Annotated in this window: 17 protein-coding genes; 11 read left to right on the top strand and 6 right to left on the bottom strand. The window is 66.8% G+C overall.

Going from position 1 to position 23,184, the window contains the following annotated elements:
* Both prfA and rho read right to left on the bottom strand, forming a co-directional pair.
* On the bottom strand, positions 1-1,077 hold the full coding sequence (prfA, locus tag QQS53_RS07805; RefSeq protein WP_472775300.1) for a peptide chain release factor 1: 1,077 nt from the start codon (positions 1,075-1,077) through the stop codon (positions 1-3).
* Positions 1,077-2,942 carry a transcription termination factor Rho gene (gene rho, locus QQS53_RS07800; protein ID WP_472775299.1) on the bottom strand — a complete coding sequence of 622 codons (1,866 nt, stop codon included), beginning with the start codon at positions 2,940-2,942 and terminating at the stop codon, positions 1,077-1,079. The genes prfA and rho overlap by 1 nt, the downstream gene beginning before the upstream one ends.
* A 594-nt stretch (positions 2,943-3,536) precedes the next feature.
* On the opposite strand from rho, the gene QQS53_RS07795 reads away from it, so the two are divergent.
* The 5 genes from QQS53_RS07795 (at position 3,537) to mobA (ending at position 8,952) form a co-directional block, all read left to right on the top strand.
* Positions 3,537-5,321 carry a long-chain fatty-acid--CoA ligase gene (locus QQS53_RS07795; protein WP_368534147.1) on the top strand — a complete coding sequence of 595 codons (1,785 nt, stop codon included), beginning with the start codon at positions 3,537-3,539 and terminating at the stop codon, positions 5,319-5,321.
* 87 nt (positions 5,322-5,408) lie between these two features.
* A complete protein-coding gene (gene moaA / locus QQS53_RS07790; protein ID WP_472775298.1) occupies positions 5,409-6,524 on the top strand; it encodes a GTP 3',8-cyclase MoaA in 1,116 nt (371 codons plus the stop codon).
* A gap of 22 nt (positions 6,525-6,546) precedes the next feature.
* A complete protein-coding gene (locus QQS53_RS07785; RefSeq protein ID WP_472775297.1) occupies positions 6,547-7,821 on the top strand; it encodes a molybdopterin molybdotransferase MoeA in 1,275 nt (424 codons plus the stop codon).
* A gap of 36 nt (positions 7,822-7,857) precedes the next feature.
* Positions 7,858-8,337 (top strand): cyclic pyranopterin monophosphate synthase MoaC, encoded by a 480-nt coding sequence (gene moaC / locus QQS53_RS07780; RefSeq protein WP_472775296.1) that lies wholly within the window; start codon positions 7,858-7,860, stop codon positions 8,335-8,337.
* A 3-nt stretch (positions 8,338-8,340) separates the two neighbouring features.
* A complete protein-coding gene (gene mobA, locus QQS53_RS07775; RefSeq protein ID WP_472775295.1) occupies positions 8,341-8,952 on the top strand; it encodes a molybdenum cofactor guanylyltransferase in 612 nt (203 codons plus the stop codon).
* Here mobA and QQS53_RS07770 read toward each other — a convergent pair.
* Positions 8,902-9,378, bottom strand: coding sequence for a molybdopterin-binding protein (locus QQS53_RS07770; protein ID WP_472775294.1), 477 nt, complete (start codon positions 9,376-9,378; stop codon positions 8,902-8,904). The two genes, mobA and QQS53_RS07770, sit on opposite strands and share 51 nt — an antisense overlap.
* Before the next feature lie 248 nt (positions 9,379-9,626).
* On the opposite strand from QQS53_RS07770, the gene QQS53_RS07765 reads away from it, so the two are divergent.
* From QQS53_RS07765 to QQS53_RS07740, 6 genes are all read left to right on the top strand, one after another.
* Positions 9,627-10,961 (top strand): MFS transporter, encoded by a 1,335-nt coding sequence (locus QQS53_RS07765; protein WP_472775293.1) that lies wholly within the window; start codon positions 9,627-9,629, stop codon positions 10,959-10,961.
* Positions 10,962-10,991: 30 nt separating this feature from the next.
* Entirely contained in the window at positions 10,992-14,732 is a 3,741-nt protein-coding gene (locus QQS53_RS07760; protein WP_472775292.1) for a nitrate reductase subunit alpha, read from the top strand.
* Positions 14,732-16,324 (top strand): nitrate reductase subunit beta, encoded by a 1,593-nt coding sequence (gene narH, locus QQS53_RS07755; protein ID WP_472775291.1) that lies wholly within the window; start codon positions 14,732-14,734, stop codon positions 16,322-16,324. The genes QQS53_RS07760 and narH overlap by 1 nt, the downstream gene beginning before the upstream one ends.
* A gap of 12 nt (positions 16,325-16,336) precedes the next feature.
* Positions 16,337-17,140, top strand: a complete 804-nt coding sequence (narJ, locus tag QQS53_RS07750; RefSeq protein ID WP_472775290.1) for a nitrate reductase molybdenum cofactor assembly chaperone — start codon at positions 16,337-16,339, stop codon at positions 17,138-17,140.
* A gap of 9 nt (positions 17,141-17,149) precedes the next feature.
* Entirely contained in the window at positions 17,150-17,938 is a 789-nt protein-coding gene (gene narI, locus QQS53_RS07745; protein ID WP_472775289.1) for a respiratory nitrate reductase subunit gamma, read from the top strand.
* Between the two features lie 237 nt (positions 17,939-18,175).
* Positions 18,176-19,177 carry an HNH endonuclease signature motif containing protein gene (locus QQS53_RS07740; RefSeq protein WP_472775288.1) on the top strand — a complete coding sequence of 334 codons (1,002 nt, stop codon included), beginning with the start codon at positions 18,176-18,178 and terminating at the stop codon, positions 19,175-19,177.
* 159 nt (positions 19,178-19,336) lie between these two features.
* Here QQS53_RS07740 and QQS53_RS07735 read toward each other — a convergent pair whose 3' ends face one another.
* Genes QQS53_RS07735 through QQS53_RS07725 form a run of 3 tightly spaced genes read right to left on the bottom strand, consistent with a single transcriptional unit; the run spans position 19,337 to position 23,046 of the window.
* Entirely contained in the window at positions 19,337-20,740 is a 1,404-nt protein-coding gene (locus QQS53_RS07735) for a multicopper oxidase domain-containing protein (RefSeq protein ID WP_472775287.1), read from the bottom strand.
* Positions 20,733-21,962: a beta-carotene 15,15'-monooxygenase gene (locus tag QQS53_RS07730; protein WP_472775286.1), complete on the bottom strand. Its 1,230-nt coding sequence runs from the start codon at positions 21,960-21,962 to the stop codon at positions 20,733-20,735. The genes QQS53_RS07735 and QQS53_RS07730 overlap by 8 nt, the downstream gene beginning before the upstream one ends.
* Positions 21,952-23,046, bottom strand: a complete 1,095-nt coding sequence (locus QQS53_RS07725; RefSeq protein WP_472775285.1) for a hypothetical protein — start codon at positions 23,044-23,046, stop codon at positions 21,952-21,954. The genes QQS53_RS07730 and QQS53_RS07725 overlap by 11 nt, the downstream gene beginning before the upstream one ends.
* Positions 23,047-23,184 lie beyond the last annotated feature (138 nt).

Raw genomic sequence — 23,184 nt, 5'->3', positions numbered from 1 at the left:
CTAGCCTTCGGCCTCGAGGCGCATTGCGCGCTCCTGGTTCTGCAGGGCGGTGATAAGATCTCCCATATCGCCGTCCAACACGGAGTCCAGGTTGTTGGCCTTGTAGCCGATCCGGTGGTCCGTGATGCGGTTTTCCGGCCAGTTGTAGGTACGGATTCGCTCGGAACGGTCCATGGTGCGGACCTGGGAGGCGCGCTGCTCGGCGTCCTCGGCCTCGCGGGCCTCGCGCTCCATCTGATCCAGGCGGGCCTGCAGCACCTGCAGGGCGCGCGCCTTGTTCTGGATCTGGGAGCGTTCCTTCTGGCAGGTGACGATGAGCCCGGTGGGCAGGTGCGTGATGCGCACGGCGGAGTCCGTGGTGTTCACACCCTGACCGCCCTTACCGGAGGAACGGTAGACGTCGACGCGGATGTCCTTCTCATCGATGTTGACCGACTCGACCTCGTCCGGCTCCGGGTAGACCAGCACGCCGGCCGCCGAGGTCTGGATGCGGCCCTGGGACTCGGTCACCGGCACGCGCTGGACGCGGTGGACGCCGCCCTCGAACTTGAAGACGGACCACGCGCCGTCGCGGGACGGGTTCTTCGACTTGAAGGAGATGGTCATGTCCTTCACGCCACCCAGGTCGGACTCGTTGAGGCCGAGCACCTCCCAGCTAAAGCCCGTCTTGTCGGCGTAGCGCTCGTACATGCGGGCCAAGTCGCCGGCAAAAAGCGCGGCCTCTTCCCCGCCGGCGCCGGCCTTGATCTCCATGATGATGTCCTCGGCGTCGTGCTCGTCGCGCGGGGCCAACAGGTCAGCGAGCTTTTCTTCCAGCTCGACGACCTCGCCCTCCAAGCGATCGGCCTCGGCCTGGAAGTCGTGGTCCTCGTAGGCCATCTCCTTCGCGTCCTCGAGGTCAGCGCGAGCCTGGTTGAGCTCGTCGTTGACCTGGATGATGGGCCGCAGCTCGGCGTAGCGCTTGGACAACTTCCGGAACTGGTTCTGGTCGCCGGCCACCTCCGGGTCGGCCATCTGCATTTCCAGACCCTGGTACTCGGAGACGATGTCGTCGACCAGCGAAACTTGGCTAGCCATTACTTGTAATCCTCCTCGTCCTTGTCAGCGACCATCGGCGCGGACTGCGCCACGCCCATGAGGAATTCGCCGTTGGACTTGGTCTTCTTCAACTGCTTGATAAGCAAGTCGATGGCCTGGTGGGAGTCCAGGGCCGCGAGGATGCGCCGCAGCTTGGTCATGATGCGCAGCTCCTCCGGCACGAGCAGTAGCTCGTCCTTGCGGGTACCCGACGGGTTGACGTCGACGGCCGGGAAGACGCGGCGCTCGGAGATGGAGCGGTCCAGCTTCAGCTCGGCGTTGCCCGTGCCCTTGAATTCCTCGAAGATGACGTTGTCGCCGGTCGAGCCGGTTTCCACCATGGCCGTGGCGATAATGGTCAGCGAGCCGCCGTTTTCGATGTTGCGGGCCGCGCCCAGGAAGCGCTTCGGCGGGTAGAGAGCGTTGGAGTCAACACCGCCGGACAGGATGCGCCCGGAGGCCGGGGACGAGTTGTTGTACGCGCGGCCCAGGCGGGTGATGGAGTCCAGCAGCACGACGACGTCCTTGCCCTGCTCCACCAGGCGCTTGGCGCGCTCGATGGCCAGCTCGGCGACCGAGGTGTGTTCTGACGGCGGGCGGTCGAACGTGGAGGCAATCACCTCGCCGTTGACCGAGCGCTGCATGTCGGTGACCTCTTCGGGGCGCTCGTCGACGAGCACCACCATGAGGTAGCACTCCGGGTTGTTGATGGAGATCGCGTTGGCGATGTTCTGCAGGATGGTCGTCTTACCGGCCTTCGGCGGGGAGACGATCAGGGCGCGCTGGCCCTTACCGATCGGCATAATCAGGTCGATAACACGGGTGGTCAGGACCTTCGGGTCGGTCTCCAGGCGCAGCCGCTGATTCGGATACAGCGGGGTCAGCTTGGCAAAGTCCGGGCGCTGCTTGGCCTCTTCCGGGTCCATCCCGTTGACGGTATCGACCCGCACCAGCTGGTTGTACTTGCGGCGGTTGCGGCCGTTGCCGTGGGTGTGCGTGGCGCCGGCGACCTTGACCTGGCCGGTCACGGCGTCGCCGGAGCGCAGCCCCAGGCGGCGGACCAGGTTCTGGTTGACGAAGACGTCCGAGTTCGCAGCGCGGTAGCCGGTGGTGCGCAGGAAGGCGACGTTGTTGTCGACTACCTCGAGGATGCCGCCGACGGCCTGCAGCTCATCGCCCTCGCGAATCTGCAGGTCGTTGCCGCCCCCGCGGTTGTCGTTGCCGCCGCCACGGTTCCGGCGGTTGCGGCGGTTGCGACGCCCGCGGCGCCCGCCGCGCTCGTCATCGTCGCCGTTGTTCCGGCGGTTGTTGTTGCCGCCGTTGTTGTTGCCGTGGTTGTTTCCGTTACGGGACTCATCCTGGTTGTCGCGATTGTCGCGGTTATCGCGGTTGTCGCGGCCCTGGTCCTGGTTGTTGCCGTCGTGGTCGTCGCGCCCACCCCGGCGCGCGCGGTTGCGGCGGGCCCGGCGGGCCTGCGCGCGGGACTCGTAGCGCGGCTCGTCATTGCCGTTGTTGCCGTTGTGGCCGTTGTTCTTGTCGGCGTTCTTCTCGCCGTCGTCGTGCTTTTCGTCGCTCTGCTTGTCGTCGCGGCCCTGCGGGCGGCGACCGTCGCGCTGCGGGGCATCGTCAGCCTGCGCGGCCGGGGTTTGTTCCGGTGCCTGCTTAGCGGGCTTGTCCGCCTTGTCTGCCGACTTCGGCGCGGCCTTGGCGGCGGCCGGCTTCTTACCGGTGGTGATTGCCTCGATGAGAGCGCCCTTGCGGAGAGCGCTGATACCGCGCAGGCCCTTCTGGGCCGCAATTTCGCGCAGCTGCGGCAGCTTCAGGGATGCCAGTTCTTGAGGCGAGATATTCTCCGTATCGCTCACGGAAGTCCTTTCGTCGCTTTTCCCAGCGGATGATTCTGGGTGCCCAGCGTGCCCGGTCGGGCGGTCGTGCCGCGTGTTACCGGGCCGGTTTTCCCAAGTATTTGGGTCCGCCGGCTAGGCACTCTGGAAATGACTGTGTAATTAAAAGATAAAACTCTGGCTAGCCTACCTGGGTATCCCGCTGCTAACTGTCGTGGACCTCGAGCAACCTCGAGGGCGCGCAGCGCCGGTTGGGACCGGAAGGGAGCCCGAGTGGTCCGCGTGGGACCGAGTTTCCCTTCTTCGGCAGGAACCACGTCGTCCCCCTGCGGGCCGGCCTTAAACCTTGCGCGGTGTGCACGGCGTTTTGAGGTACTCACCCAGAAAGCGCGCGGGCTGTGGTTTGACCCATTCTGCGGGGTCAGGCCCAGGGACAACGCATCTCGACTGCACGAGCAGGCCCGAGCACATGTGCTTTACTGTTCAACTTAGGGCAGCTCACGTAGCTCAAACGCTCAAGCAGCTCAGCCAGTCCCAGACAGTATAGCGCAAGATTTCGGGTACTTCGGTACCGGGCCCGCCCCGGGGCGCAAGGAGGTGGCTATCATAGTGACCATGCACTCCACCATGCAGGAAGTCCCGCTCAATATCTCCCGTATCTTGGAGCAGGGCGCCACCGTCCACAGCCAGACCAAGGTCACCACGTGGCACGGCGAGCACGCCCCCGACGGCGCCGGGGCGGCCGAGGAATGCACCTTCGCGGACATCGGGGCGCGCGCGGCGGCCTTCGCCCACGTGCTACACGACGAGCTGGGGATTACCGGCGACGAGCGCGTCGGCTCTTTCCTGTGGAACTGCGCGGAGCACCTCGAGGTCATGTTCGCCGTGGCCTGCAAGGGCGCGGTCTTTACCCCGCTGAACAAGCAGCTGATGAACGACCAGATCCGGCACATTGTCAACCACGCGGAGATCGAGGTCATCGTCGCCGATCCGCGCTTGGCCCAGCAGCTGGGCGCGGTCCTGGCCGGGACCACCACCGTCCGCGCGGTCGTCTTCACGGGCCCGGGCCGGGTGAGCCACTTGAGCCCCTATTTCCCCCGCGGCGTGGAGGTCTATTCCTACGAGGCCCTGTTGGACGGGCAATCGACCCGCTATGACTGGCCGGTCCTAGACGAGTCCGCGGCCGCGGCGCTGTGTTATTCCACCGGCACGACCGGCGCGCCCAAGGGCGTGGTCTACTCGCACCGCTCCATCTACTTGGCCTCCATGCTGCTGCGCACCACGGACAGCCTGGCGATTACGCACGGCGAGTCCTTCCTGTGCTGCATTCCCATCTACCACGTGTTGTCCTGGGGCGTGCCTTTCGCCGCCTTCATGACGGGCACGCCGCTAATCCTGCCGGACTCGGATGTCTCCGCGCCCACCCTGGCCAAGCTCATTGCCTCCACCCACCCGCGCGTGGCGCACGGCGTGCCGACCATCTGGATCCAGCTCTTCGTCCACTACCTCCACCACCCGCCGGAGCGCATGTCGCTGACCGAGATTTACGCCGGCGGCTCCCCGGTCCCGCCGCAGGTGATCAAGGTCTGGGAGGAGCGCTTCGGCGTCGACGTGGTGCACGTGTGGGGCATGGTGGAAACCACCACTGTGGGCACCGTGGCGCGCCCGCCGCAGGGCGCTAGCGGCAATTCCCGCTGGGGCTACCGGATCTCCCAGGGCCGCTTCCCCACCAGCCTGGAATACCGCGTGGTCAACGACGGCCAGGTGGTCTCCAAGACCGACCGCAACGCCGGTGAGATCCAGGTCCGCGGCAACCTGGTTACGGAGTCCTACTACCACTCGCCCGCCGCGGAGGAAGGCGGGGCGGCCTCCCAGTTCCGCGGCAAGCGCACCGAGGACGCGGCCAGCAAGTTCACCGCCGACGGCTGGCTGCGCACCGGCGACGTGGGCTCGGTGACCAAGGACGGCTTCCTCACCATCGAAGACCGCGCCCGCGACGTCATCCGCTCCGGCGGCGAGTGGATCTACTCCGTCCAGCTGGAAAACCTCATCATGGCCGACGACCGGGTCATCGAGGCCGCGGTCATCGGCTACCCCGACAAGCAATGGGGCGAGCGCCCGCTGGCCGTGACCGTCCTCCAGCACGACATCGACCCGACCATCGAGACCGCCGAGAGCCTCCGGGAGAACCTGCGCTCCGAGCTACCCGGCTGGATGCTGCCGGAGTACTGGACCTTCATCAAGAGCATCGACAAGACGTCGGTGGGCAAGTTCGACAAAAAGGACCTGCGCTCCCACCTGGCCGAGGGCGAATACAACATCATCCGCCTGGCCGGCCCGGGCGAGGCCAACCAGATAGATGACAACGCCACCCTGGATCCGGACCAGCCGCTGACCTAGGCCCGCGCCCTCGGAAAGGAATAGCTGACCAGGCCGCGCCGTTGTGGTTAGTAGTCCTGTCCGCACAACGCATAGAGTTGGGAGAATATGACTGACCGTTCTTCCGCCCCGAAGGTGCTGCTACCCACCCCGCGCGTAGCCGGCCGCCCGCAGGCCGCCGCGGACCTGCCTGCCGCCGACGCCCACGGCAACCGGGCCTTGGTGGACAAATACGGTCGCGTCGCCCGAGACCTGCGGGTATCCCTGACCGACCGCTGCAACCTGCGGTGCACCTACTGCATGCCCGCCGAGGGCCTGGACTGGATGCCCAACCAGCACAAGCTCGACGACGCAGAAACCATCCGCCTTATCCGCCTGGCCGTCGAGCGCCTCGGCATCCGGCAGGTCCGTTTCACCGGCGGCGAGCCGCTGCTGCGCAAGTCCCTGGCAGAAATCATCGCGGCCACCAAAAAGCTGCGCACCGACGAAGGCCACGCCCCCAGCACGGCGCTGACGACGAATGGGCTGGGCCTGGACAAGCGCATCGGAAAGCTCAAGGCCGCCGGCCTGGACCGGGTCAACATCTCGCTGGACACCATCAACCACGCGGCTTACGCCGAGCTGACCCGCCGCGACCGGCTCGATTCCGTCTTCGCGGCCATCGATGCCACCCTGGCCGCCGGCCTCCACCCCGTCAAGATCAACGCCGTGGTCATGCCCGGCATCAACGACGGCGACATCGTCGAGCTGGCCGACTTCGCCCTGCACAAGGGCGCGCAGCTGCGCTTTATCGAGCAGATGCCGCTGGGCCCGCGCGAGCAGTGGGACCGCTCCACCATGGTCACCGCGGACGACATCCTCGACCGCCTGAAAGCCGCGTTCGACCTGCGCCCGGCCCGCGCCCCGCGCGGCTCGGCCCCCGCCGCGCTGTGGGAGGCGACCTGCCCGGACGGCACGCGCGGCAAGCTGGGGATCATCGCCTCGGTCAGCCACCCCTTCTGCGGCGACTGCGACCGCACCCGCCTGACCACCGACGGCGCGGTGCGCAACTGCCTCTTCGGCAACTCGGAGACCTCCCTGCGTGATCTGATGCGCCAGGGCGCTTCCGACGAGGAACTCATGGCCGCCTGGGCCGGCGAGATGTGGGCCAAGCTGCCCGGCCACGGCGTCAACGACGAGGGCTTCCTGCAGCCGGACCGGCCGATGTCCGCCATCGGCGGGTAGCCAGCTTAAGCTAGAACCCGTTATGCACCATTCTTCATCGTGCTCCGTCGCCGACCACCTCGCGCGCGTCCTCAGCCTCGTCCAGCCCCTCCCGGCCGTGGACACGCCGCTGAGCGAGCTGACCAGCGGCCAGTATTGCGCCGCCGATGCCACCTGCCGCATCCCCGTGCCCGCCTTCCACAACTCGGCCATGGACGGCTTCCTGGTCCACCGCGCCGACCTGGGCTCCGGCTCGGCCACGCTGCCGGTAGCAGGCGACGTGCCGGCCGGCAGCGCGCCCCAGGAGGTGCCCGCCGGTACGGCGGTGCGGATCATGACCGGCGCGCCCGTCGCCGATCCCCTCGATCCGGAGCTCGTGGTCGTGCCCGTGGAGCTGACCAATATCCCCGCCGGGCCGACCCCGCTGCCCGAAACCGTGACCATCCGCGGTGCCGATCCCGCCCGCGCCCACATCCGCCGGGCCGGCGATAACCTCGCCGTCGGGGACACGGCCGTCCGTGCCGGGTCCCGCGTGGATCCCGGGGTCATCGCCGCCTGCCACTCCGCGGGGCTGACCACACTGCCCGTGCACCGTACGCCGCGGGTGGCGGTGATTTCCACCGGCGACGAGCTCGTGAGCCTGGGCGACGGCGGTGCCCAGCCGCTGCAACCTGGCCAGATCCCGGATTCCAACCGGCCCATGCTGGCCCAGCTCGTGCGGGACTCCGGGCCCGTCGAGCTGACGCACCTGCACGCTGGGGACAGCGACGGCGCCGAAGGCCGTGCCGATTCCTTCGTCGCCCTGGCTCATCAGGCGGCACACACCCACGACCTCATCATCACCAGCGGCGGGGTCTCGGCCGGGGCCTTCGACATCGTCCACACCAGCGCCCAGGCCCACGCCCGCGATGCCTGGTTCGGCGACGTCGACCAAAAGCCCGGCGCCCCGCAGGGAATAAGCGTCTGGGGCTCGACGCCGATGGTTTCTCTTCCCGGCAACCCGGTGGCGACCTTCGTCTCCTTCCACCTCTACGTCGCCCCCGCGCTGCGCGCCCTGCGCGGCGATCCGCACCCGGGCCTTAGCCGCCGCGGGATAGTCCGGGCCGGCGAGGACTTCCCGGATACCCGGGACCGCCCCGTCTGGCTGCCGGTCCGGGTGGACTACGCGGACAACCCGCCCGCCGCCTTTCCCTTCAACGGGCGGCGGCTGGGCTCCCACATGGTGGCCAACCTGGCGGGTACTGCCGGGATGGTGGGCCTTGCCGCCCACGCCGCCGGGCCGAGGGCAGGCGATACAGTCGAGATCACCTGGTTTTAGACCCGTTTTTAGCAGCTTTTAAAGAAAGGACGAGCAATGGAGTTTACGCATCTCAACCACGCCGGCGAGGCCTACATGGTCGACGTGACCGAGAAGAAGCCGACGGTGCGCACCGCCACCGCCGAGGGCGAGGTGGCCTGCTCGCGGGAGGTCATGGACGCGCTGCGCGACGGCACCGTGCCCAAGGGCGATGTGCTGGCCGTGGCGCGCGTGGCCGGCATCGCGGCGGCCAAGAAGGTCCCGGAGCTGCTGCCGCTGGCGCACACCATCGGCGTGCACGGCTGCCGCGTCGACCTCGAGCTTAAAGACGACTGCGTGGCGATTTCGGCCACCGTGCGCACCGCGGACCGCACCGGCGTGGAGATGGAGGCCCTGACCGCGGTGAACGTCGCCGCGCTGGCGGTTATCGACATGGTCAAGGGCGTGGACCGTTCCGCCTTCATCCGCCGTGCCGGAATCGTCGCCAAGTCCGGCGGGCGCTCCGGCGACTGGTCCCGCACCCTGCCGGAGGCTTAGGCTATGGCCCAGCCTGCTTATCCCCTCCCCGGCCAGCTCGGCGCGCTCGTCTTGGCCGGCGGCCGCGGGCGTCGCATGGGCGGAGTCGACAAGGCGAGCCTGCGCGTTGCCGGCCAGCGCCTGGTCGACCGCGTGCTGGGCCAGCTGCCCTACCACTGCGAGCGCATAGTTGTCTCCCCCTACCCGCTGGGCCTGCCGCAGGTCTGCGAGAACCCGCTCTTCGGCGGCCCGGTCGCCGGCATCGCGCGCGGCGCACGGGCCCTGCACAGCGACTATATCGCCGTACTGAGCGTCGATGCCCCCGATTCCGCCCAGCTTCTCCCCGCCCTCTGGCAGGCACTCCATGCCAACGATGCCGACGCCGCCATCGTCCGCAGCGCCGACGGCTTCCTGCAGCCGCTGTGCTCGCTGTGGAAGGCCGACCACCTCCGCCGCGCGCTCGGCCAGCTGCCGAGCGTGCACAACGCCTCCGCCCGCCGGCTGCTGCGCCAGGCGCGCCGCGACTCCCGGCTTATCGAGGTCCCCGGCACCGGCGCCGAGCACGACTACGACACGCCCCAGGAGCTAGCGGCATTCGCGAAAAATGTCCTTCAGCAGGGGCAGCACCACCGCTAAGGTGTCCCCGACCGCCCCGACCGAGGAGGCGGAATTGACCAGCAAGGTCCCCGGCGGGCACGAGGTGACACCGATAATCCCGCGGCACAGGCCGGCCCTAGGTGAGTTCTTCAGGCCCTCCAGGAGCACCTGGGTCTCTAGGCCCCACATGCGGGCCGCGATGAATTCTTCCGTGACCTCCGGGGTGTCGTTGTCGCGGGAAATCCCCGTCGCGCCGATGACCAGCACCACGTCGGTGCCCGCCTCGATTACCTGGCTCAGCGCAGGCCGCAAATTCGCGGCGCCCTCGTTTAAGCACTGCTTTTGCGTGACCTCCACGCCGTGGTTGGTCAATAGCTCCACCGCACGCTGACCGGCCTTGTTGGGCTTGGTGCCCTCCTTGATGCGGTTTGACGCGACGATTACTGCGGCCTTCAACTCAGGCATTGGTGCCTCCTGGTGTCCCATTCGGCCACCTCCTCTACTACACCCGTGAGAAATATCACTGTGTGGTTTATTTTCCCTGCTTAGGCAACCCTCAGCGGCCTACGCAGCGCGAACCAGAGGGCAAGGAAATGCGCAACATTAACGTTCCCTAAATAAACCCAGAATTTTCCGTACAAATTACTCTTCTGAGTCTAATACTCGATAGATTGATATTCAGCTATTCCTTCGAGATGTTTTGAGGACACCCCATGACTCAGCTAGACACCTCAGGCAAAGTCATCCAGGGCTGGGATCCAGAAGATCCCGACCACTGGGACTCCAAGATTGCCTGGCGCACGCTCATTATTTCGACGACCACCCTGTTCATCGGCTTCGCCGCGTGGTACCTGGTCTCCGCCATCGCCCCCATCCTGAACGAGATCGGCTTCGACTTGAGCTCCGGACAGCTCTACGCGCTCACCGCGGTCTCGGGCCTGGCGTGCGGTCTTTTCCGCCTGGTCTTCATGTTCCTGCCGCCGGTGCTGGGCACCCGCAAGCTGGTCACCTTCTCCGCGCTGCTGTTCCTGCTGCCCATGTTCGGCTGGTTCTCGGTCGTCCAACGCCCCGACGCCTCCTTCGCTGAGCTGCTCGCCATCTCCTTCGCCTCCGGCATCGGCGGCGGCGTATTCTCCGGCCTCATGCCATCCACCGGCTACTTCTTCCCGAAGCGGATGTCCGGCACCGCGCTCGGCCTGCAGGCCGGCCTGGGCAACTTCGGTATCTCCTTCATCCAGCTGGTCGCCCCGTGGCTGATGGGCTTCAGCCTCATCGGCATCGGCTTCGTCGCCCCGCAGCGCCTGCCCGACCAGACCGCCATCTTCGTCCACTCCCCGGCCATCTTCTTCGTGCCGTGGACCATCGTCATGGCCGTGCTGGCCTGGACGCTGCTCAAGGACGTCCCGGTCAAGGCGAATTTCCGCCAGCAGATCGACATCTTCGGCAACATCAACACCTGGGTGCTGACCGTCGTCTACCTGATGAGCTTCGGCGCCTTCTCCGGCTTCGCCGCCCAGTTCGCCCTGATGATCAACGACCTGTACGGCCAGACCTCCAAGTTCGCCGAGGTCATGAACCCCGACGACCTGCCCCGCGGCGCGGCCTTCGCCTTCATCGGCCCCCTGCTCGGCGCCCTCGTGCGCGCGCTGTGGGGCCCGCTCTGCGACAAGTTCGGCGGCGCCATCTGGACCTTCATCGGCTGCCTGGGCATGACCATCTTCACCGCGTTCTCCGCGCTGTTTTTGAACCCGGATTCCCCGGACCAGTTCTGGTGGTTCTTGGCCGGCATGCTCATCATGTTCTTCTTCACCGGCCTGGCTAACGCCGGCACCTTCAAGCAGATGCCGATGATCCTCCCGCCGCGCCAGGCAGGCGGCGTGGTCGGCTGGACCGGCGCCATCGGCGCCTTCGGCCCGTTCGTCGTCGGCATGCTCCTGTCGGCTATGCCCATGGCCGCCTTCTTCTGGGGCTGTGTGGTCTACTTCGCCATCACCACGGTCCTGGTCTGGGTCTTCTATGCCCGCCCGAACGCCCCGTACCCCGGCTAAACCCCGCACCCAACAGAGAGTTTTACCCCCATGACTACTCAAGTCCCCGCTCCCGAAAACGGAAAGCTCAACCCTCTATTTAAACTGGGCGCCTACCTGCGCCGCGGCGAGGCCTCTGCCTCCGGCCAACAGGTCTTCTTGCAAGGCGGCCGGCAGGCCGACGTCTTCTACCGCAACCGCTGGGCCTTCGACAAGATGGTCCGCTCCACCCACGGTGTCAACTGCACCGGCTCCTGTTCCTGGAAGGTCTACGTCAAAGACGGCGTCATCACCTGGGAGTCCCAGGCCGTCGACTACCCCACCACGGGCCCCGACACCCCGGAGTACGAGCCCCGCGGCTGCCCCCGCGGCGCCTCCTTTTCCTGGTACACCTACTCCCCGACCCGCGTGCGCTACCCCTACGCCCGCGGCGTTTTGGTGGACATGTTCCGCGAGGAAAAGCACAAGCACGGCGACTCGGTGCTTGCTTGGAAGGCCATCCAGGAAGATCCGGACAAGCGACGGGCGTATATCTCCCAGCGCGGCAAGGGCGGACTAATCCGCATCTCCTACGAGGAAGCCATCGACATGGCCTCGGCCGCGCACGTCTACACCATCCGCAAGTACGGGCCCGACCGCATCAACGGCTTCACGGTCATCCCGGCGATGAGCCAGGTCTCCTACGGCGCCGGCAGCCGCTTCCTGCAGATGATCGGCGGCGTCGCTCTGTCCTTCTACGACTGGTACGCGGACCTGCCGCCGGCCTCCCCGCAGACCTTCGGCGACCAAACCGACGTCCCCGAGTCCGGCGACTGGTACAACTCCTCCTACCTGATGATGTGGGGTTCCAACATCCCCGTCACGCGCACCCCGGACGCCCACTTCATGGTCGAGGCCCGCTACAAGGGCACCAAGGTCGTCGTGGTCTCCCCCGACTTCGCCGACAACACCAAGTTCGCCGACGAATGGGCCCGCATCGAGCCCGGCACCGACGCTGCCTTGGCCTTTGCCATGGGCCACGTCATCCTCAAGACCTTCCACGTCGACCGTCAAGAGCCGTACTTCCTGAACTACATGCGCAAGTACACCGACGCGCCGTTCCTGGTCTCCCTCGACCAGCGCGAAGACGGGACCTACACCCCCGGAAAGTTCTTCACGGCCTCCCAGACTAACGATGCCTCCTTGGCCGACAGCCCCAACGCCACGCACCGTGGCCTCGTCATGGAAGAAAACGGCCGCGTGGTCGATCCGGGCGGCACCGTCGCCGACCGCTGGGACATGGATTCCGCCAAGTGGAACCTCTCCTTGGACGGCGTCGACCCCGTCATGTCGGTGGCGGAGACTGATTCCTTCTCCACCGCCGAGGTCCTCTTCCCGCGCTTCGACCTGGATACCGACCCGGCGGATATCGGCACCGGCAAGCCGGTCGGCGCCGGTGTGGTCCACCGCGGCGTGCCCGTGCGCGAGGTCAACGGCAAGCTGGTCACCACCGTCTTTGACATCATGCTCGCCCACTACGGCGTCCCGCGCGAGGACCTGAACCTGCCGGGTAGCTGGCCGACCGGCTTCGACGACGCCAGCGAGGTCGGCACCCCGGCCTGGCAGGAGGAACTTACCGGTGTCCCCGCCGCCGCGGCCACCCGCATCGGCCGGGAATTCGCCCAGAACGCCGCAGACTCGCAGGGCCGCTCCCAGATCATCATGGGCGCGGGCGTGAACCACTATTTCCACGCCGACAACATCTACCGCACCTTCCTGGCGCTGACCTCGATGTGCGGCACCCAGGGCGTCAACGGCGGCGGCTGGGCGCACTACGTCGGCCAGGAAAAGCTGCGCCCTGTCAACGGCTGGACCCAGTGGGCCATGGCCACCGACTGGCAGCGTCCCCCGCGCCACATGATTTCCACCGGCTTCTACTACTTCGCCACCGAGCAGTACCGCTACGACAACTCGCGCGCCTCCCAGCTGGGCTCCCCGCTGGCCAGCCGCGGGGCCATCGGCGACAAGATGGTCTCCGACACCATGTCCGAGGCCATGCGCCGCGGCTGGATGCCGGCGTACCCGCAGTTCAACCGCAATTGCCTGCTGCTAGCCGACGAGGCGGACGCCGCCGGCCTGGACATCAACGACTACGTGGTCCAGCAGCTGCACAAGGGCGACCTGGAGTTTGCCTACGACAACCCCTCGGCAGAAGAGAACTGGCCGCGCATCCTGCTCAACTGGCGCACCAACCTGCTGGGCTCCTCGGCTAAGGGCACGGAGTTTTTCCTCCGCCACCTGCTGGGCATCGACTCGGATGCCACCGCCGAAGAACTTTCCCCGGAGCAGCGCCCACGCACCATCAAATGGGTCGATAAGGCCCCCGAGGGGAAGCTCGACCTGATGCTGACCACGGACTTCCGCAACACCTCGACCACGCTGGTCTCCGACATCGTGCTGCCGGCCGCTACCTGGTACGAAAAGCACGACATGTCCTCGACCGACATGCACCCTTACCTGCACTCCTTCAACGCGGCCATCAACCCGCCGTGGGAGGCGCGCACCGACTTCGAGGTCTTCCAGGACTTGGCCGCCGCGCTGTCCGACAAGGCCGTCAAGTGGCTGGGCACCCAGCGCGACGTCATCACGCAGCCGAGCCACCATGACACCCCGGACGAGCTGGGCATGCCCAACGGAATCGTCCCGGACATCGACGAGGTCGGGCTGGTCCCGGGCGTGACGATGCCGAAGCTGCACGTCGTCGAGCGCGACTACACGCGCATCTACGAAAAGTGGGCGCACCTCGGCCCGCTGCCCGCTAAGGCCGGCACCGGCGTGCACGGCACCAAGTTCAACGTGGAAAAGCAGGTCAAGGAACTCGAGCTCATCTGCGGCACCTCGCAGACCTCCCAGGGCGAGCTCATCGATCTAACCAAGGACACCAAGGTCATCGACGCCATCCTGCACCTGTCCGGCGTCTCCAACGGCGAGTTGGCGCAGCAGGGCTTCGAGTTCCTGTCCTCGCGCACCGGCAAGGATCTCACCCCGCTGGGCGCGTCCGATGCCGATGTCCACATCACCTGGGACTCCATCAAGGAGCGCCCCACCGAGGTCATCACCTCACCGGAGTGGACCGCCGACAAGCGCAACAAGCGCCGGTACACGGCTTTTTCCATCAACGTCGAGTTCGACAAGCCCTGGCACACGCTCACGGGCCGGATGCACTACTACCTCGACCACGACTGGTTCATGGACTACGGCGAATCCCTGCCTGTGTTCCGCCCGCCGCTGGACCACGTCCACCTGCACGGCGAGCACGCCCCCGGCCAGACGCTGAGCAACGAGCGCGGCGAGGCAGAGGTCACCCTGCGCTACCTGACCACCCACAACAAGTGGTCCATCCACTCGCAGTACTTTGACAACCTGCACGTTTTGTCCATCTCCCGCGGTGGCCAGGTGGTCTGGATGTCCGACAAGGACGCCGAAAAGATTGGCGTTAAGGACAACGAGTGGGTCGAGGTCTACAACCGCAACGGCGTCGTCAGCGCCCGCGCCATCGTCTCCCACCGCATCCCGGAGGGCACCATGCTGTGCAACCACGCGCAGGAGCGCACCGTCGGCACCCCGCTCAACGAGCACACCGGCCGCCGCGGCGGCACCCACAACTCGCTGACACGCATTTCCATCAAACCGGTCCACATCGCGGGCGGCTACGGCCAACTTACCTACCACTTCAACTACATCGGGCCCACCGGCAATAACCGCGACGAGGTCACCCGCGTCCGCCGCCGTTCCCAGGAGGTGTCTTACTAATGAAGGTCATGGCTCAGATCTCAATGATCATGAACCTCGACAAGTGCATCGGCTGCCACACCTGTTCCGTGACCTGTAAGCAGGCATGGACCAACCGTGAAGGCACCGAGTACATCTGGTTCAACAACGTCGAAACCAAGCCCGGCGTCGGTTACCCGCGTGGCTGGGAGGACCAGGAGAAGTGGAAGGGCGGCTGGGAACGCACCAGTTCCGGCAAGCTCAAGCCCAAGGCCGGCGGCCGGCTCAAGAAGCTGGCGACCCTGTTCCACAACCCTAACCTGCCGACCATCCAGGACTACTACGAGCCGTGGAGCTACCAGTACGAGGACCTGATGGGCGCTAAGGCCGGGCAGAAGACCCAGCCGACGGCCAAGCCGGTCTCCCAGATCGACGGCCGCCCCATCGAGAAGGTCGAGTGGTCCTCCAACTGGGACGACAACCTGGGCGGGTCGACTGCCACCATGGACAACGACCCGGTCCTGCACGAGATGAACCTGGACGTGAAGAAAGAGATCGAAGACACGTTCATGTTCTACCTGCCGCGCATCTGCGAGCACTGCATGAACCCGACGTGCGTGTCCTCCTGCCCGTCCGGCGCGATGTACAAGCGCACCGAGGACGGCATCGTGCTGGTCGACCAAGACGCCTGCCGCGGCTGGCGCATGTGTGTCTCCGGCTGCCCTTACAAGAAGGTCTACTTCAACCACAAGACGGGCAAGGCCGAAAAGTGCACGCTGTGCTACCCGCGCATCGAGGTCGGCCAGCCCACGGTGTGCTCGGAGACCTGCGTGGGCCGCCTGCGTTACCTGGGCGTCATCCTCTACGACGCCGACCGCGTCGCCGAAGCCGCCGCCACCGAGGACCCGCAGGACCTCCTGGAGGCCCAGAAGTCGGTGATGCTCGACCCGCACGACCCCGAGGTCGTCAAGGCCGCCCAGCGCGAGGGCATCCCGCACTCCTGGATTGACGCGGCGCAGAACTCCCCCATCTACGACCTCATCTTCAAGTACGGGGTCGCGCTGCCGCTGCACCCGGAATACCGCACCCTGCCCATGGTCTGGTACATCCCGCCGCTTTCGCCCATCGTCGACCAGGTCACCGCCTCCGGCAACGACGGCGAGGACCACAAGATCCTGTTCACCGCCCTGTCGCGCATGCGCATCCCGCTGGACTACCTGGCGGGGCTGTTTACCGCCGGCGACCCGGTCCCGGTAGAAAAGGCTCTGCGCCGGCTGGTGGCCATGCGCTCGTATATGCGCGACATCAACCTGGGCAACGAGCCGCAGGAGGAAATCGCGCAGGCGGTCGGCATGGACGGGCGCACGATGCAGGAGATGTACCGCCTGCTCTCCATCGCCAAGTACGACGACCGCTACGTCATCCCCACCGCCTCCCCCGAGACCCCGCGCGGCATCAGCTCGCTGGATCCCTTCGGCGGCGTCGACCCGGCCCGCAACCTGAACGACACGTTCCAAGACCTGGGCATGGGGGCGCCGGAAGCCTGCACCCACGGCAGCGCGCCCAGCGGCAAGGTCTCCCTCCTGTCCTGGACCGGGGACCGTCCCGATTCCATGTTCCCGCCGAGGAATTAAGCGAGGCCAGCCATGAATATCTTTGAAAAACTCGCCCGCCGCACCCCCAGCCGGCCCCCGGCCGACGATGCCGTGGCCGGATTCGGCACCCCAGCCGGCATCGGTAGCGGCGGCGGCGCCAAGGACGTCGAGCGCGCCATCCGGACCCACACCGGCAAGCTCCCCGACGAGTTCATCGCCCCAGTGAAGGTCTCGGTCGACCAGCGCCGCATTATCGCCATGGCGGTCTCGGTGCTGCTCAACTACCCGCAGCCGGATTTCCTGCAGCGCCTCGAGACCGTCGAGGAGCAACTGGATCAGCTGCCGCTGGCCATCGCCACCGATTTCGTGGACTTCGCCACCTGGGCCCGTGCCGCCGGGCTGCGCGGGATGGAGGAGCACTACGTCGAGACCTTCGACCAGCGGCGCCGCTGCTCGCTTTTCCTGTCCTATTACGCGGTCGGCGACACCCGGCAGCGCGGCATGGCCATCCTGTCCTTCCGCCAGCAGCTTGAGGCCCTGGGCTTCGTCGTTAGCGACGAGGAGCTGCCCGACCACCTCTGCGTCGTCTTGGAAGCCCTCGCGCTGAGCGAGGACCACGACAGCGCCGTAGAGATGGTGGCCAGCTACCGGGAGGGCATCGAGGTGCTGCGCGCGGCCCTCAGCCACGTCAACTCGCCCTACCTAAGCCCGGTGACGGCCTTGTGCAAGTCCTTGCCCAAGGTCGACCCGGACACCGCCCAAAAGTACGTCGATCTCATTCGCACCGGCCCACCCGCTGAGATGGTCGGGATTGCGGATCTGCCCTTCCCTACCGCTCAGCCGAATACGGTCTAAGGACTTTCCATGGATACTTTCAACAACTTTCTTTGGGGAGCATTCCCCTGGCTCGCGATAGCCGCGTTCGTCGTCGGCATCTTCTGGCGTTGGCGCTCCGACCAGTTCGGGTGGACCACCCATTCCACCCAGATCTACGAGTCCAAGCTGCTGCGCCTGTCCTCTCCGCTGTTCCACTGGGGCATGGTCTTCGTCATCATCGGCCACCTTATGGGGCTAGCGATGCCCAAGTCCTGGACCCGCGCCGTCGGCATCAGCGACCACGTCTACCACTGGATCGCCACCATCCCCGGCTCGCTGGCCGCGGTCGCCGTTCTACTGGGGTTTGCTGGGCTGGTCTACCGCCGCGTGGTCAACCGTTCCGTCTTTCTGTCGACCTCCACGTCCGACAAGGTCATGTACGTCCTGTTGGGGCTGGCCCTGTTGTCCGGCTCCATCGCGACTTTTACGCTGCAGCTTTTCGACTTGGGCGGCACGCACGGCTACGACTACCGCGAGACCATCGCGCCCTGGCTGCGCAACCTTCTCATCTTTAACATCCAGCCCGAGCTGATGGCTGACGTGCCGTGGCAGTTCAAGGTTCACGTCTTGGCGGGCTTTACCATCATTGCCGTCTGGCCTTTTACCCGCCTGGTGCACGCCTTCTCCGCGCCCGTCGGTTATGTCACGCGCCCGTACGTGGTCTACCGGTCCCGCGACCAGCGCACAACCGACATGCGCCACCACGTCGCTTGGGAGCCGGTGCGTTCCCACCGCGCGCAGTTGGACACTAACGAAACGCCGTCCCACGGCGCCTAGACCGTAGTTTTCCACAGTCCCCGCCTGGTGCGGGGGCCTTTGTGTCCCTAATTATGCCTAACGATGCCTACTTGGGCACATTGCTCCATTTTTCGGCCTTTGGGCAGGTGGCGCCGCAAAAACGGCCGTTTTCGGCCTGTGGATAGTTTGCGCAGGGCGGTTATATTGCCCCGAGTTATCCACAGATCGGGTCTTCGGCCCTTGTAGGGGTTGTCAGGGGCTTCTAGCGTGTGAGTCATGACAACGACAGCCATGGACACACTCACAGCAGCGCACGCCATCTTCGCGGACGGGATCAGCTACCTGGACCTGTGCCGCCAGCTCAGCCTGCCCGCTTTGAAGGCTGTCATGTCCGACGTCGCCGCCGCCGCGCACTTTCGCGCGTGCCAAACCTTCTTCGGGAAAACGTCCTATACGCGCAAGCAAGCCGCCGCCCGCCGAGCCGCCGCCGAATCCGGCCACCACCTCGACACCCTCTTGGTACTGGACAACGCCTTCCGCCGGGTACGCCACCAGGGCGACGCCTGGGCCATGCTCATCGAACTGTGCAACACCCCCGGCACCACCAAACAACTCCGCCGCCTAGCCAACCAAAAAGTCCTGGAGCTCAACCGCCCGGCCCCACCCGCCGAAGGCGTGCGCGTGACCCGCCGCAAAGACGGACCCAGCACCTTCTCCATTACCGGGGACCCACAGCTGGTAGAAAACCTCTGGGCATCAATCAAGACCATCCCCGACGTCGAAGCCTTGTTCAGCGGCGGCCTAGAAAAACAACCCAAGACCACCCACGTGGTCATCTCCCTTCCCGACTGGGTGCGCATCCTAGCCGGCGACGGGGATGACATCACCTTGCAGCTGAGCAACGGCACCACCATGACCGGTGCCGACTACGTCCGCCAATGCCTGCTGGATGCCGGCCTGGCCACCCTGGTGGACCCGAGGCGTGGCCCGGTCAACCAATACCGCTACCAACGCCATGCCTCACCCAAACAGAAGGACATGGCCAAAGCCGAGACCACCCGGTGTGCCTGGCCGAACTGTAGGAAGCCGGCGGCTGAGTGCCAGGTCCACCACATCCACCCCTGGGCAGGCGGCGGAGAAACCAACCAAGAAAACCTGACACTGTTGTGCGAGTTCCACAACTCCTGGAACGACGACGACCCGGCCTACCCCAGACACGGAAGAGTCAACCGAAGACACGGCACAGTCACCTGGGACCCACCCTGGAGCAGCGGCTGACACGGGGGCCAGCCGAGAGAGCAAAGTCGCGAGAGCAAAGCCGCGAGAGGCCGCCACAAGGAACAAGGCCAGCCGAACCCCACGACTGCCGGGCAACAAGCAAAGGCACAAGAAAAGGCGCCACGGACCACGTCCGTAGCGCCTACTCGGCGTGCCCGCCTACTCCGTGACCACGATCTGCCCGCGCTGTCCCTTCTCCGCGTTGGTCAGGGCATGGTTGACGAACGTGTACGTCCCCGGCTCATCGAACGTCATCTCCACGAACCCGCCCTGGGCCGCGGCCAGGTCGACGGCCTGCGAGCCGGTGTCCTCGGCATCGCGGATGAGGTACTGCCCCTCCTTGAAGACGGTGTCGAAAACCTCGCCGACCACGTGGAAGCTCAGCGACTCGTCCGGGCCTACGTTCAGCACCCAGATACGGATGGTCTCACCGACCTTGGCGCGCAGGGGCCGCTGCTCATACTGGTTGGGATAGAAGTTGAACGCCGCCAGGTCGTAGTTGCCGGCGGCCACGCGCTTCTCGTCCGCGCCGACCTCGCGCTCGCCCAGGAAGAGCTGGCTGGCGACGAGGGCGTACTCGGCATCAACGTCCGACAAGGAATCCTGGGAATCCCCAGGCGGGTCGATGATGACCGCGCCCGTCATCCCGTTGGCGATGTGCAGCGTCATCGGCGCCGTCGCGCAGTGGTACATCCAAATGCCGGAACGCTTCGCGGTGAATTCGTAGACCAGCTCCTCGCCGGGGTCAATGGTCGCCATCGCCTCGTCGGGGTTGACCTCGCCGGCGTGGAAGTCCACCGAGTGGCCCATGTGGCCCTCGTTGCGTAGCGTAATCCGGAACGTGTCCCCGACCTTGCCGCGCAGCGTCGGCCCGGGCGCCTGCCCGTTAAACAGCCACTGCTTCTGCTCCACGCCCGGCGCGACCTCGCGGATCTCCTCGGTCATGACCCAAGTGTGTTCGTGCACGCGCCCGGATGGGGCGGCCTCCAGGCGCGGGTCGAAGGCCGCGAACTCCGGCCCCAGGTCGCTTTGGCGCTCCGCGGCCGTCGGCACGTCCACGTGCGGGTTCGCCCCGCCTGCCACGCTTGACGATGCCCCACTGCCGCCCGCCGGCGCATCGCCAGCGACGACATCGAAGGTCATGCCCTGCGTGCGGTGCCCTGCAATGGTGCAATAGCCCTCGACGGATTCGGAGATGACGCCGGCGTCCAAGACCACCGAGTCGCCGGGGTTGACCCGGCCGGTCTCCGCCTCGCCGATCTTCAGGTCGTGGACCTGGTCGCCGGTGTTGGTGAAGTTGACCTTCAGTTGGGAGCCGGCCGGCACGTCGACGCTGTTGGGGACGAAGGCCATGCCCTCGACGCTCACGTCTATCTCGACGACGTCGCCGGTCGCCGCCACCGGCTGCTCACTACCCGACGTGGTCTCCTTGCCGGCCGAGGTGGTGGTGACCACCGCCAGGATGACCACGGCGACGACCGCGATGCCGATTAGCGCCCACGCGGCCCACCCGGCCGAGGGCTGCGTGGTCGTGCCACCAGTAGGCGTGGATTGTTTAGTCATGTTTTCTCCCAACAATTGCGACAACGGTGGCGATAACCACCACATTAGCCAGTAGCGCGAGCCCCACCAGGATGAGTCCGGCCGTGCCGGCCGGCCCGCCGAGGTTGCCCACGAGGATGAGCGCGGCGCCCACGTTGAGGCAGACCAGCCGCGCAATGCCTCCGGCCCCGGCCGCCTTCCGCGCCCGGTGCACCACCGCCGGCCCGCCGCCGCGCAGCGTGGGCAGCAGGTGGTGCAGCACCCCGGTCACCAGCTGCAGCAGGCCGCCCAGCAGGAAGACCGGTAGCAGCTGCAGCGTGATTGAACGCGGGAAGGCGCCGGCTGCGAGGCTGGCGGCATCGGCGGCGTTTACGGCCCACATCCAGCCCAGCCCGCACAGCACGGACAGGCTGGCGGTATTGAGCCCCGGCCCCTGGGCCAGGACGGAGCCCACCACGGCCACGACGAGCATGCCGCTAGCCAGCGCCACCAGCGCCATCCCGAAGCCGGCGAGCAACTCCGCCCCGGCGATCAGCCCCGCCGCGGCCGCCGCCAGCCCCACGGCGTGGACCACCAGCGAGCGCGTACACCGGGCCCGCGCGGTCGGACTAATCGCCGTAGCCGTGAGCGTGGGCAGCAGGGTCACGACCGTGCCCAGGATGGTCAGCCAGGCAAAGCCCCAGACCATCAGCCGCGAGTGCGCGGCAATCAGCCCCGTATAGCCGCCGATGCCCCGGCCCGCCAGCACCGCCAGCGCCACCGCGGCGATAAAGCAGGCGAAGGCCGCCACATAAAACGGCACCGTCACCGCAAAGGCCCCGGACAGGGAACGGCGCAGGCGGGTTACGATGACGGCCACCTGCCACGCGGCGGCGAGGAGGACCAGGGCGCAGGAGGCATCGGCAAGCAAGGACCAGGAATAGCCGGCCCGGTCCACCAGCAGGCCCACCAGCCCGACCTGGACCAGCACCACGCGGGCCGCCACGCCGCGGTAGCTGGCCGTCGGCGTGCGGGTTAAGGCCTCGGTAAAGTGCGTGGAATAGACCACAATGGCGGTGGTGACCGCCCCGAGGGTGAAGGTGTGGATGAAATCCCACCAGACCACGGGCCCGCCCAGGTGGTAGGCCACCGCGACGGCCAGGCCGACTAGGACCCAGGCCCCGATGAGCGCCCCGGCGGCCGTGTGCCACCGCGACCTCGCGCGCAAGGTGACGTCGCTGACTGCGCCGAGACTAATCTGCACGTCCACCACCCCGCAGGGTCAACACCAGCCCGGTGCCCACGAAGACCAGCACGGCCACGAGGGTTATCACCCCGCCGGCGGTATAGATCGCGTCCTGGGCCAGAAAGTCCCCGGCCAGGCGCGCGGCCAGCCCGCCGTGGAGGAGCACCACCGGGACGTAGAGCACCCGGCGGTACGGCAGCCGGCGGTGGATCACGGCGGTCAGGATGATGGGGGCATGCGCGAAGATCATGGACATCACGAAGCCTAAGAAGACGGTGTGGACGGCGGCATCGTAGGCGTAGCCCTCCGCGCCCGGGCCGTAGGCCAGCCAGGTAAAGCCGGCCAGCACCAGCCAGAAATAGCCGCCCAGCATGCACGCGGCCGAATAGCGCGGCAGGCCCCGCGAGCGCACCAGGTTAACGGCCACGTCGACGCGCAGCGCGGTCGCGGCCACCACGATGAGCGCGAGCGCGACCAGGACGTGCCCCAACCGCGGGGCGACGGCGTGGACGACGGCGGCCAGCACCATCGCCAGCACCTGGCAGGTCAGCTGGACCTCGGCGCGGGTACCGGCCACCGACAGGCGGGCCAGGTCCATACGCTCGCCGATGATGGTGGCCACCACGTATGCCACCGCCAGCGGCAGCACGGTCGCAAAGCGGCCCGTCATCCCCCATAGCAGCGCCGCCATCACGGCGGCCACCACGCCGGCCGCCTGCACGACCACCGACACGGTCGGCTGGCGGCGGTAGATGGCCACGTAGATTGCCCCCAGCACTCCGAAACTGGCGGCGAACAGCGCCCCGGGCACCAGCGCCGGCAGATCCGCGCCGGCCGCCGCGGGCACCAGCAGCGCCACCACGCCGGCGACGTGGGCAGCCGGGCCGGCCCAGGCCCACGCCCGCCGCACCGCCACCGCGCGCTCTAGCCCGATGGCCCCGCCGACGAAGCCGAAGACCATCAGCGGGCCATGCAGATCCGCCACCGGCGCGGCAACACTCAGCACCCCCAACAGGGATGCCCCCGCCGCTAGGCCGGCCAGCAGCGCCACCCCAGCAAAGGCGAGGAACACCACGCGGTAGGCTACACGGTCATTTTGCACAGGTTTTATCGTACTAATTCCTTCTCCCAACCGGAAACCCTACGCGCGCCGGCCACCCCGGAAAGCGTCCCCGTTCCTACCCCCGTACCGACGTCTGGCCGACCGCGGGCCGACGGCCATGTAGAATAAGTTGAACAC

The organism is Corynebacterium sp. 2571A, from assembly GCF_055700935.1.
Note: the sequence above shows the minus strand (reverse complement) of the source record. Positions and strands in the feature narration are given on the sequence as shown.

Excerpts from the sequence above, each read along its gene's own strand:
- prfA (WP_472775300.1), bottom strand. The coding sequence starts at position 1,077 with ATGGCTAGCCAAGTTTCGCTGGTCGACGACATCGTCTCCGAGTACCAG.
- QQS53_RS07795 (WP_368534147.1), top strand. The coding sequence starts at position 3,537 with ATGCACTCCACCATGCAGGAAGTCCCGCTCAATATCTCCCGTATCTTG.
- moaA (WP_472775298.1), top strand. The coding sequence starts at position 5,409 with ATGACTGACCGTTCTTCCGCCCCGAAGGTGCTGCTACCCACCCCGCGC.
- QQS53_RS07785 (WP_472775297.1), top strand. The coding sequence starts at position 6,547 with ATGCACCATTCTTCATCGTGCTCCGTCGCCGACCACCTCGCGCGCGTC.
- moaC (WP_472775296.1), top strand. The coding sequence starts at position 7,858 with ATGGAGTTTACGCATCTCAACCACGCCGGCGAGGCCTACATGGTCGAC.
- mobA (WP_472775295.1), top strand. The coding sequence starts at position 8,341 with ATGGCCCAGCCTGCTTATCCCCTCCCCGGCCAGCTCGGCGCGCTCGTC.
- QQS53_RS07770 (WP_472775294.1), bottom strand. The coding sequence starts at position 9,378 with ATGCCTGAGTTGAAGGCCGCAGTAATCGTCGCGTCAAACCGCATCAAG.
- QQS53_RS07765 (WP_472775293.1), top strand. The coding sequence starts at position 9,627 with ATGACTCAGCTAGACACCTCAGGCAAAGTCATCCAGGGCTGGGATCCA.
- QQS53_RS07760 (WP_472775292.1), top strand. The coding sequence starts at position 10,992 with ATGACTACTCAAGTCCCCGCTCCCGAAAACGGAAAGCTCAACCCTCTA.
- narH (WP_472775291.1), top strand. The coding sequence starts at position 14,732 with ATGAAGGTCATGGCTCAGATCTCAATGATCATGAACCTCGACAAGTGC.
- narJ (WP_472775290.1), top strand. The coding sequence starts at position 16,337 with ATGAATATCTTTGAAAAACTCGCCCGCCGCACCCCCAGCCGGCCCCCG.
- narI (WP_472775289.1), top strand. The coding sequence starts at position 17,150 with ATGGATACTTTCAACAACTTTCTTTGGGGAGCATTCCCCTGGCTCGCG.
- QQS53_RS07740 (WP_472775288.1), top strand. The coding sequence starts at position 18,176 with ATGACAACGACAGCCATGGACACACTCACAGCAGCGCACGCCATCTTC.
- QQS53_RS07735 (WP_472775287.1), bottom strand. The coding sequence starts at position 20,740 with ATGACTAAACAATCCACGCCTACTGGTGGCACGACCACGCAGCCCTCG.